Annotated in this window: 11 protein-coding genes; 5 read left to right on the top strand and 6 right to left on the bottom strand. The window is 67.7% G+C overall.

Annotation, left to right across the window (positions count from 1 at the left end; translation table 11 throughout):
* The 4 genes from HY049_06010 to HY049_05995 all read right to left on the bottom strand — a co-directional run.
* Window positions 1–2,208, bottom strand: a 2,208-nt coding sequence (locus tag HY049_06010; protein ID MBI3448457.1) for a hypothetical protein, incomplete at its 3' end; no start/stop codon positions are given.
* Between the two features lie 124 nt (window positions 2,209–2,332).
* Window positions 2,333–2,782 carry a hypothetical protein gene (locus HY049_06005; protein ID MBI3448456.1) on the bottom strand — a complete coding sequence of 150 codons (450 nt, stop codon included), beginning with the start codon at window positions 2,780–2,782 and terminating at the stop codon, window positions 2,333–2,335.
* A gap of 109 nt (window positions 2,783–2,891) precedes the next feature.
* A complete protein-coding gene (locus tag HY049_06000; protein ID MBI3448455.1) occupies window positions 2,892–3,494 on the bottom strand; it encodes a hypothetical protein in 603 nt (200 codons plus the stop codon).
* On the bottom strand, window positions 3,491–4,006 hold the full coding sequence (locus HY049_05995; protein MBI3448454.1) for an RNA polymerase sigma factor: 516 nt from the start codon (window positions 4,004–4,006) through the stop codon (window positions 3,491–3,493). Before HY049_05995 ends, HY049_06000 begins: the two co-directional genes overlap by 4 nt.
* 205 nt (window positions 4,007–4,211) lie before the next feature.
* Here HY049_05995 and typA point away from each other — a divergent pair, with 205 nt between their 5' ends.
* From typA to HY049_05980, 3 genes are all read left to right on the top strand, one after another.
* Window positions 4,212–6,011, top strand: a complete 1,800-nt coding sequence (gene typA / locus HY049_05990; protein ID MBI3448453.1) for a translational GTPase TypA — start codon at window positions 4,212–4,214, stop codon at window positions 6,009–6,011.
* A gap of 35 nt (window positions 6,012–6,046) precedes the next feature.
* Window positions 6,047–6,295: a type II toxin-antitoxin system Phd/YefM family antitoxin gene (locus HY049_05985; GenBank protein ID MBI3448452.1), complete on the top strand. Its 249-nt coding sequence runs from the start codon at window positions 6,047–6,049 to the stop codon at window positions 6,293–6,295.
* A gap of 64 nt (window positions 6,296–6,359) precedes the next feature.
* Window positions 6,360–6,665, top strand: coding sequence for a hypothetical protein (locus tag HY049_05980; protein MBI3448451.1), 306 nt, complete (start codon window positions 6,360–6,362; stop codon window positions 6,663–6,665).
* A gap of 69 nt (window positions 6,666–6,734) precedes the next feature.
* Here HY049_05980 and HY049_05975 read toward each other — a convergent pair whose 3' ends face one another.
* Both HY049_05975 and HY049_05970 read right to left on the bottom strand, forming a co-directional pair.
* Complete coding sequence (locus tag HY049_05975; protein ID MBI3448450.1) at window positions 6,735–7,037, bottom strand: type II toxin-antitoxin system RelE/ParE family toxin; 303 nt, start codon at window positions 7,035–7,037, stop codon at window positions 6,735–6,737.
* Window positions 7,034–7,270 (bottom strand): addiction module protein, encoded by a 237-nt coding sequence (locus HY049_05970; GenBank protein MBI3448449.1) that lies wholly within the window; start codon window positions 7,268–7,270, stop codon window positions 7,034–7,036. The genes HY049_05975 and HY049_05970 overlap by 4 nt, the downstream gene beginning before the upstream one ends.
* Window positions 7,271–7,487: 217 nt before the next feature.
* Between HY049_05970 and HY049_05965 the strand changes: the two genes are divergently transcribed.
* Window positions 7,488–9,953 carry an AMP-binding protein gene (locus tag HY049_05965; GenBank protein MBI3448448.1) on the top strand — a complete coding sequence of 822 codons (2,466 nt, stop codon included), beginning with the start codon at window positions 7,488–7,490 and terminating at the stop codon, window positions 9,951–9,953.
* 78 nt (window positions 9,954–10,031) lie between these two features.
* Window positions 10,032–10,574, top strand: a complete 543-nt coding sequence (locus HY049_05960) for a hypothetical protein (GenBank protein ID MBI3448447.1) — start codon at window positions 10,032–10,034, stop codon at window positions 10,572–10,574.
* The last annotated feature ends 116 nt before the right edge of the window (window positions 10,575–10,690 follow it).

Here is a 10,690-nt window from a genome sequence, read left to right as displayed (position 1 = left end):
CGTGTCGTCGCAGTCGGGGACGAGCCCCCTCGGGCACGCGACATTTCCGGGAACTCCCGCGCCGTCGCCGTCGAAATCGAAGCAGGCGGGGACGCCGGCCGCGCGCACGCGCCGATTGAGTGAATCCGCGATCAACACGTCACCCGTCGGCGTCAGCGCCACGCCGAAGGGGTGGTTCATGTGCGCCTGCAGCGCGGGACCGCCGTCGCCTCCGAACCCCGGCACCGGGCAGCAGCTGAGGGTCGGGATTCCAGCCACGGTGCTGATGGTGCCGCCGGCGGCGTCGACTCGCCTCACGTGCTGCCCCTGCTCGTCCGCGTAGAGGATGTTGCCGGCCGCGTCCGCCACGATCCCGGTCGGCTCCCAGAGCTCGACGGCGGTCGCGGGCACTCCCTCGCCGGAGGACGAGCCGCCCCCGGCGACCGTCCGAATGTTTCCGCTGTTTCCGTCCACCCGCCGGATGCGCGTGCCGGCGCGGTCGGCGATGAAGAGGTTGCCCGCGCCGTCGAGGGCGACGCCGACGGGCTCGGGGATCGACGCGTTGATCGCCTTCCCGGTGGCGTCGCCCCCGGTCGAGGTCCCATCTCCGGCGTACGTCGTGATGATCCCCGTGACGCCGTCGACGCGACGCACGCGCCGGTTGATGCGGTCCGAGATGAAGATGTCGCCCACGGCGTTGACGACGACGCTCGTCGGGGAGCGGAACGTCGCCGCCGTGGCGGGGCCGCCGTCCCCGGTGAAGCTGTTCACCCCCGTCCCGGCGATCGTCGTGATGACGCCGGTCGAGGCGTCCACCCTGCGTATCCGGCTGTTGCCGGTGTCGGCGATGAAGAGGTTCCCCGCGGCGTCGAGCCCGACACCTTTGGGCGCCCGCAGGCTCGCGCTCACGGCAGGCCCGCCGTCTCCTGCGAATCCGGCCGTGCCGTTGCCGGCAAAGGTCGTGATGATCCCGGTGGCGCCGTCCACGCGACGGACGTCGTTGTTGTCGACGTCGGCGATGAAGAGGTTCCCTGCGGCGTCGGTGGCGATCCCCCCGAGGGCTCCGAGCCCCGACTGCGCGGCCTGGCCGCCGTCGCCGGTCGCGCTGAGCAGGCCGTTCCCTGCGACGGTCGCGATAGATGCGCCCGCGGGATCGGTCCGGCGAACCCGGTTGTTCCCCGTGTCCGCGATGAGCAGGCTGTCCGACGCGTCGACGGCGACGCCGAAGAGGGAGCTGAGGAGCGCCGATCCCGCCGGCCCGCCGTCACCTGCGAACCCGAGCGTCCCCGTCCCGGCGAAGGTCGTGATGATCCCGGTCGCGTGATCCACGCGGCGCACGCGCCGGTCGATCGAGTCGGCGATGAAGAGGTTCCCCGAGGAATCGAGCGCGATGCCCGCAGGGGCACGGAGGATCGCCGCGGTCGCGGGGCCGCCGTCGCCGAGATCGCAGCACGGGGCGCCGCCGGCGACCGTGTCGATGATCCCCGTGGCCGCGGTGACCTTTCGAACCCGGTTGTTCCCGGAGTCCGAGAAGTAGAAGTTCCCCGCCGCGTCGAGAACGACGCTCGTCGGGTTGTAGAGCTGGGCCCCCGTCGCCGGGAACCCATCCCCGCCGAAGCCGACGAGCACCCCCCCCGCGACCGACGAGATGATCCCCGTGGCCGCATCGACCCGCCGGATCCGCGCGGAGTTCACGTCGGCGATCAGGATGTTCCCCGCCGGATCGACGGCGACGGCGCCGGCGGGATCGAGGATGGCGCTCGTGGCCGGCCCGCCGTCCCCGACGCTGTTGAGCCCGCCCCCCGCGACCGTTGCGATCGTCCCCGTGGCCGCGTCGATCCGCCGGACGCGCCGGTTGCCGAGGTCCGAGACGAAGAGGTTCCCGTTGGGGTCGCGGAAGACCCCGTCCGGGTTGTTGAGGGCCGCGGCGATGGCGGGCCCCCCGTCGCCGCTGGAGGCCGGCGACCCGGTCCCCGCGACGACGGTGATGACGCCGCCCGCGCTCACTTTCAGGATGCGATGGAGGTAGCCGGCCGCGACGAAGAGATCGCCGTTGGGCGCGGCCGCGACCGAGTGGGGTGCGCCGAGGGGGGCTCCGAGCGCCGGCGCCCCCGATGGGTACGGGCCGCCGCCGACGGCGGTCTGAATGATGTCGGCGCGGAGGAGCGCCGGGGTGACGAGCGAGAGGGCGAGAAGGAGGAGCGCGCGGCGCATCCAGGGTCGGCTCATGACGGCTCCCTCGACGCGGCAAGTCTACGGTAATTCATCCCTCCGGTCGAGGGCTATTGCCGCAAAGAAAAAACCTCCGGAGGCGTTCCCGGAGGCTTGTTCTCGAGCTCGTCGATCGGGGTGCTTACGCCTTCTCGCCGTGACCCTTCGCGCAGCAGCCGGCCATCGGCTTGCTCGCCCACGCCTGGATCGCTTTCAGCGCCTCGGGGGTGCTCGCGGACACGGTCAGGACGCCGCCGTCCTTCGTGATGTCGACTTTCGTCGTGACGCCGGCCATCGACAGCGGGCAGTCGGGGCAGCTCTCGCCGTTCTGATGCGCCTTGAGGTGCGTCTGGATGTGCTCGACCGCCTCGTCGCTCTTGCCGGTCAAGGTCACGATCGCGCCGTTCTCGGTCATCTTCGCGACCGACTTGACGTTCTTCGCGATGGGGCACCCGTCGCCCATCTCTTTCCCGGCCGCCGTCGCGTCTTTCCCGTGGTTGCAGTGGTCGCCGCCCGCGAAAGTGATCCCCGCGAGGGCGATGGGGAGGGCGAGTGCGAGGAGAGTCCGTCCGAGCGTGAGCTTTCGAATCATGTGCGTCATCCTCCGAGGGGCCCGAATCTCGGGGCGCCAGCCGACCTGGGGCGTCCGGACGGGTTCCCCAACATAGTGGAACACGCGGAGGCCCACCAGCCATTCCCGGCTACGCGCCGGAGATCGCCTCGAACCGCCGCCACTCCTGGAGCTCCGCCTCGAAGCGGCGGCCGCGCCGCCTCAGGAACGCCTCGACGAGGAAGATCAGGGTCGCGAGGGCGACGACACCCACGAGCGACCCGACCGGAGAGTGCACCGGCCCGAAGGTGAATTTCCAGCCGAGGAGGACCGCGACGAAGACGGACTCCACGACGAGGAGGCGGTGTCCGAACTGCACGGCCCGCAGCTCCGCCTCGCACCGCCGGATCGACAGCTCGACGAAGCCCCGCGTCGTCTCCGCGTCGGGGCGCCAGAGCCCGCGACGGTTCCAGAGGGAAAAGCCGAGCGCCCACCCGGCGAAGACCCACGTCGCGACGGCCGCGGCCACCACGGCGGCGCGGCTCTCCCCCCGCGCGACGAGGACGGCGAAGGCGAGCATCGCCGCGGTGAGGAGGATCTCGACGAACGTGACGCAGACGAGCCGCCGGCTCTCGCGCCGCACGCGCGCCTGCGCCACCGAAAGGAGCGCGTCGAGGTCGCTCGCCTGACCTGCCCGCGCCCCCCCCGACCGCCACGCAGCCTGCATCTCCCCCAGCTCCCGATCGGCGATCATCGCGTCGCTCCGAGAATCTCGCGCAGCTTCTCCCGCGCCCTGTTGAGCCTCACGCCCACGTTGTTCTCGGTCAGCCCGAGCACCTCGGCGATCTCGGCGTGGGACATCTCCTCGAGGACCAGCGTGATCACCTGGCGGTACGGAAGCGCCAGCGCGCGGATCGCCGCGAGGAGGCGCTCCTTGAGGTCCGCGGCGAGGGCCGCCGACTCGGGGCCGGGGCGCAGGTCCACGGGCGGCGCCGCCCCCTCCAGGGAGTTCCCGCCCGGCTTCCGGCGGAGCGCGTGCGTGAGGCAACGGTTCTGCGCGATCCGGTAGACGAAGGTCTTCTCCGAGCAGTCTCCCCGGAACCTCGGGAGCGCCTGCCAGATCGCGAGCGCGATCTCTTGCACGAGGTCCTCGCGCCTGCCGGCGATCCTCTCGTAGCCGGAGGCGAGGCGGGAGATGGCCCCCCCGTGCTCGCGGAGCAGCCTCTGGTACCGGGCCTCGAGGAGACTTCTTTCGGCGGCACCCATCTCCGCGCTCCAGGGAAGCGTGACGGCGGGCGCCGCGGCGTGCGCGTCGATGGCAAGCACCTCCTGCCGGCGGCCCCGAGCGCCGGCCAGAGTACTTCGTCTCCACGGCGCCGGGATCCTTACGCGGGGCGGGGCCCCGTCGCGTCTGCTAGACTGTCCCTTCCCCCAGGCCCACCCCCAACTCAAAGGCGGATACTTAGACCCGATGACTATTCGACCCGATGGATCTCTCCGCAACGTCGCCATCATCGCCCACGTCGACCACGGCAAGACCACGCTCGTGGACGCGATGCTGTGGCAGAGCGGCACCTTCCGCGCCAACGAGGCCATCGTCGAGCGCGTGATGGACAGCAACCCCCTGGAGCGCGAGAAGGGGATCACGATCCTCGCGAAGAACACCTCGGTCGGCTACAAAGACGTCAAGATCAACATCGTCGACACCCCCGGCCACGCCGACTTCGGCGGTGAGGTCGAGCGCACCCTCACGATGGTGGACGGCGTCCTCCTCCTCGTGGACGCCTCGGAAGGGCCCCTCCCGCAGACGCGCTTCGTCGTGAAGAAGGCCCTCGAGGCGAAGCTCCCCTCCGTCGTCGTCATCAACAAGATAGACCGCAAGGACGCCCGCCCCGCCGAGGTCCTCGACGAGATCTACTCCCTCTACATCGACCTCGACGCGACCGAGGACCAGATCGACTTCCCCATCATCTACGCGAACGCGCGCGCCGGCACGGCCACCCTCAAGCTCGACGAGCCCGGGACGACCCTCGTCCCCCTCTTCGACGAGATCCTCAGGGCCATCCCGCCCCCGAAGCACGATATCGACGCCCCCCTCCAGATCCGCGTCGCGAACCTCGACTACGACGACTACGTCGGCCGCCTCGCCATCGGCCGCATCGTCCGCGGCACCGTGCACACCGGCGACAACGTCGCGGTTCTCGGCGCCGGCGGGAAGGTCGTCCGGACGAAGATCACGCGCCTCATGCTCACCGACGGATTGAAGCGCGTCGAGGTCGATCACGCCCAGGCGGGGGAGATCGCCATCCTCGCCGGCATCGAAACGCTCGAGATCGGCGACACGGTGGCCGACGCCGAGCGCCCCGAGGCGCTGGCCCGGATGGTCATCGACGAGCCGACGATGGCGATCATCATCTCGGTCAACACCTCCCCCTTCTCCGGGAAGGACGGTCGCTTCCTCACCGCCCGTCACCTGAAGGAAAGGCTCGAGAAGGAAGCGCTCCGAAACGTCGCCATCAAGCTCGAGATCGGCGGCTCCGACGCCTTCAAGGTCTCCGGGCGCGGCGAGCTGCAGCTCGCCATCCTCGTCGAGATGATGCGGCGCGAGGGGTACGAGATGGCCGTCGGCAAGCCCGAGGTCCTCTTCAAGGAGATCGGCGGCCAGAAGCACGAGCCGATGGAGCTGTTGCTGTTGGATGTCCCCGAGGATCACGTCGGCGTCGTCACGCAGAAGACGGCCCTCAGGAAGGGCCGGATGACCCACATGGTGAACCACGGCACGGGGCGCGTCCGGATGGAGTTCCGCATCCCTTCGCGCGGCCTCATCGGCTACCGCACCGAGTTCCTCACCGACACGCGCGGCACCGGCATCTTCAACCACATCTTCGATGGCTTCGAGCCGTGGCAGGGGGAGATCCCGCACCGGACCACCGGCACCCTCATCGCCGACCGCGGGGGGCGCGTGACCTCCTTCGCCGTCGAGAACCTCCAGGAGCGCGGGGAATTGTTCTTGAAGCCCGGCGAGATGGTCTACGAGGGGATGATCGTCGGCGAGCACGCCCGCGACAACGACCTCGACGTGAACATCACGAAAGAGAAGAAGCTCACGAACATGCGCGCTTCCTCCGCCGACGACGCGGCGCACATCATCCCGGCGCGGGTTCTCTCGCTCGAGCAGGCGCTGGAGTTCATCCGCGAGGATGAGCTGCTGGAAGTCACGCCGGGGTCGTTCAGGATGCGGAAGAAGATTCTCAAAGCCAACGAGAGGTGAGGGCGGGCGACTGCTGAACGAGCCATAGGTGGACGATGAAGAAAGCGGCGCTCTCTACGGTCGAAGACGATCTCTCCAAGTTTCTCCGGATGGCGGAGCGAGAGGAAGTGGTCATAACGCGGCACGGCAAGCCGGCCGGCGTTCTGATCGGTTTTCGCTCCGAGGACGACTGGTTCGACTACCGGCTCGAGAACGACCCGCGGTTTCTGAAGCGCATCGAGGCGGCGCGGCGAAGTCTCCGGGCCGGAAAGGGTGTGAGTCTCGAAAACGCGGGTCGCAAGTGAGGCCCTTCAGCCGATCCGCCTTCCGCATGCGGAACAAGGGCCTCAAGGCGAACGAGAGGTGAGGGTGAGCAGAATCTACCTCTGGCCTGAGCGGAACGACGAAGGACAGACCGTCTGGCTGGCGGAATGTGTCACGTTCAACCTGGTCTCCTCGCGTCCGACCTACGATGAAGTCGTCCTTGCCATGCTCAACCAGATTGCCGGCTATCTCCGCGTGGCCGAAGAAGGCGACCCTGCCGGACTCGTCCCGAGACCGAGCCCTGTCGGGAGATGCGTCTCGCTCTGGCTGAGGCACCTCGTCTCCCGCATCCTGCCGCGGAACAATTCCCCGGTTTACAAGCTCGACCGCCCGACTCTGGCCCCGGCTTGACGGGAGATGAGCCCTCAGGCTTGATCGCGCCGAGTGGTCTCAGCCGGGAAGAGTTGGGTGGTCCGGCCGTCAGGAGCGATGCTTCCAGTAGCCTGGACGCCGTTTCAGGTGGGCGACGGCGAGAATCACGATCTCCACTTCGCCGAGGCGGTATACAAGCTGGTAGGGAAACCGACGTATCAGAGTCCGGCGCGTGCGGGGGTCCTTGAAGGCCGGACTTCCGGCTTCCGGTTGCCGCTGGATGAGACGCACAGTGTCCGCGGTCGCGTCCAAGAACTCGGCGCCGAGGCCGCGGCGTCTCGTCTCGTACCAGGTGACGGCAGCGCGAAACTCTTCGCTTGCCGGTCCGCTGAACCGAACGGGAAGCGTCACCTCCCGAGGATCTCTCTCTCGATCCGCCGCTTGACGTCGTCCCAGGGTTCAAGCGTCGCGGTTCCGGCTTCGATCGCGGCGATCCGTCGCTCGATCTCCACTGACCAGGCCGCTTCTGCGTCGGGGTCGCTCGGTCCGTCGAGGCTGGCGAGCAACTCTGCGGCGAGTTCAGCACGAGAATCCTCGTCGAGTCGGAGCGCGTCAGCAAGTACCATCTCGGTAGGTTTTGTCATGCGCATGATCCTAGACCGAAACACGCCGCCCAACAAGAGAGTGAAAGCGAAAGTGCGAGGATCGCGGTACACTCTCCGTTCAGACTAGCAAGGGCGTAGACTGGAGGTCCTCGATGATCTTCCAGCCACTCGACACCGTCGTCCTCGAACGTGATCTCCCGGAGCACGGCTTGAAGCGAGGCGACCTGAGGCCCATCAGCCGATCCGCGTAGCCAAGGTGAACGTGAGCACCCCTCGCCGCAACCTCCAGTCGTTCCTCGGGACGATGGCGGAGTGCGGGGATCGGGGTGGGTTCGTGCGGGCGGGGGTGCGGAGGCACTCGAAGAGCTACGCCGACGTCCTGCGGCACGCGGGGGGAATTCGGGCCGTCGGGCTCGGTCCGGGGGATCGCGTCCTCCTCCTTCTCGAGGACGGGCCTTCGTGGGTTGCGGCTTTCGCGGCGTGCCTCGCCGCGGGGGCGGTGGTCGTTCCGCTGGATCGGTCGTCTTCGGCGGAGTTCGTGGGGGCTGTGGCGCGGCGGTGCGGGGCGCGCATCCTCTTATATGACGGGAGCGCGGGGGCGCCTCCCGCTCTTCCCGGGGTTCTTGCGGTGGACGTCGAGGCTGCGGCTCCGGCCTCCTCTCTCGGATCTATTGCCGATCCTTCACCTTCCGATCTCGCGGAGATCGTCTTCACTTCGGGGACGACGGCGGAGCCGCGCGGCGTGATGATCACGCACGCGAACATCCTCACGGCTCTCGCGGGGATCGAGAAGGGAATCGTCTCGCGGCGGCGGCTGTGGTCTCCCTTCTCGCCGATTCCGTTCGTCTCTCTGGTGCCTTTGAGCCACCTCTTCGGGCAGGCGCTCGGGCTCTTCATCCCTTCGATTCTCGGGGCGCGGGTTGTGTACTGCGGGTCGCGGCCGCCGGGGGCGCTGCTCGCTCTGGCGAAGCGGGAGAAGGCCTGGGTGCTCGTCTCGGTGCCGCGGCATCTGGCGGGTCTTCGGGCTTACCTCGAGAAGCGCGTGCGGCGTCGTGCGGGGGCTCTTCCTCGCGCCTGGTGGCGGCGCGCGTGGCGCGCGCGCGCCTTGTGGCGGGAGCATGGGTGGCGGCTTCGGGCTCTCGTCGTCGGGGGGGCTCGGCTGGATCCGGATCTGGAGCGCGCGTTCAAGGATCTGGGGTATCTGGTCGTGCAGGGGTATGGGCTCACGGAGACGGCGCCCATCATCTCGGTGTCGAATCCGTTCGATGATCGGGTGGGGATCCTGGGTCGGCCGACGAGGTCTCAGGAAGTACGGATTGGGTTTGATGGCGAGATTCTCGTGCGCGGGGGGAATGTCACTCCGGGTTACTTTGAAGACTCTGCGGCGACTTCGGCGGCGTTCGAGTCGGGGTGGTTTCGGACCGGGGATCTGGGGGCGCTCGAGGCGGATGGGTCGCTGCGGTTCGTCGGGAGGAAGAAGGACGTCATCGTCACGGGGGAGGGGCAGAACGTTTTTCCCGAAGAAGTCGAGGAGGTTTTGCGGCGGCAGGTGGGGATTCTTGATGCTTGCGTCGTGGCGGTTTCGGGGGGGAAGGGGGAGGAGGTTCATGCGGCGGTGATTCCTGCTCCGGGGGGGGATGTGGGTTTGGCGGTGGCGGGGGCGAATGAGGTTCTGGCGGCGCATCAGCGGGTGCGGGGGTGGTCGGTTTGGGGGGATTTGGATTTTCCGCGGACGGCTACGGGGAAGGTGTTGCGGCGGGAGGTTGTGGCGGCGGTGCGGCCGGGTGGTTCGTCAGGGACTTCGCCAGTTGGTGCGGGGCCGATCGATCTTCTGCGCGAGCTCGCGGGGTCGGCGGCGCGGACGGACCAGCGACTGGGGGCGGAGCTTGGGCTTTCTTCGATTGACGTCGCGGAGCTAGCCGCATCAATCGAGGAGCGATACCAAGTCGAGCTCGATCCGTCAAAGATTCACGAGGACGCGTCGCTGGATCAGCTTCTGGCGGATGCGCGGTCGGCGGCGGTGCATGACGAGCACTGGGTAATGCCTCGGTGGGCGCGGGGCCGAGCGGCGGGCTTGGTACGCGGCTTCATTCAGACGCTCGTCGTCTTCCCTCTCCTGAGGCTCTTTGTGCGGCTTGAAGTTCGTGGACGCGATCGGCTCGCGGATCTAGAGGCCCCTTTTCTCCTCGCCGCGAACCACGCGAGTCATCTCGATGTCCCGGTACTCCTCATGGCTCTTCCTCGAAGACTGCGCCGGCGGGTTGCGGTGGCGATGCAGCCGGAGTACTTCGAGGAGTACCTCACTGGGAAAGGCGCCTTTCTCCGGCGCCTTGGGCAGGGGTGGGGGTATAACCTGCTCAGCCTAGTGTTTCACACGTTCCCGTTTCCAAGGAGCGCCGCGTTCCGTGTGGCCCGCGACTACGCCGGCGATCTAGCCGACAACGGTTGGGCGATCGTCGTCTTCCCCGAAGGTGAGTTGAGTCGTGACGGCGCCATACGTGAGTTCCGCCCGGGCGTCGGCGTCCTCGCGCAGGACTTGGGCCTCCTTGTGGTCCCCGTGCGCGTCGGCGGTCTTTTCAAAGTGCTTCCGCGCGGCACCCATTTCCCACACGGGTTCCGGCTTCCAGTGAGCGTGGCTTGGGGCGAGCCCATAAGGAGGATGGAGGGGGAGAAGGCGAACGCAGTTACCAAACGGGTGGAGGGAGCCGTGAATGGCCTGTGACCGGAGCAGACGCCTCCCCCACACTCGCAGTACAATTGGAGTAGGTGATTGAGGATGAGCTCGATGAGACCCACATGGGTGGCCTACGCGATCGCCACGGCAGTTCTCCTTGGTTCATTCACGGCGGCGTACGTCCTCCCGGTGTCCGAGACATTCAGGGGAGTTCTCAGCGTTCCTGGGGTCGGCGCGCTGGTCGCTGCCCTATATCAACTACTTCGCGATAGCACCGCACACGAGCGAGCGCTTGAACTCCAGGAGGCCAATCAGGCATTCACGTTGGGTGTGTCATCTCACATGGCCAATGTCGCCTTCGACAAACACGCTGCGTTCGCCGAGGAGTACATGTCGTGTGTCACCGCCCGATTACCCGAGCTTTTTCAGGCGGGCCCAACTGTCACCGCTATGGGAATCGCAGACGACCTACAAAGCATCCGCGCCAAACACTCCGCCTGGCTTGACGAGGAGCTCGAGAATCGATTGCTTCCGTTCGAGCGGGCATTGCGTCGCCTCGGAGCCGACGCCGGGACGGCAGCATCAATGACCGGTGATGCCCGCCGAGCTTTCTACGTCAATCGCATGTGGGAATCTGTTGAAATCCACACCTGTCCAAGATCGGTTTGAGGAATCCCCCGGATGCGGCATCATCTCGTCTGACGAGGACGATAGTGATGACACCGCAACCCGGAGGACGGCCCTATGGTACGCGTGGCGAGCCTGTTCAGCCAGACCCTGTCTCT

The sequence above is a fragment of the Acidobacteriota bacterium genome (assembly GCA_016195325.1).
Taxonomy (GTDB): Bacteria; Acidobacteriota; Polarisedimenticolia; order JACPZX01; family JACPZX01; genus JACPZX01.
Note: the sequence above shows the minus strand (reverse complement) of the source record. Positions and strands in the feature narration are given on the sequence as shown.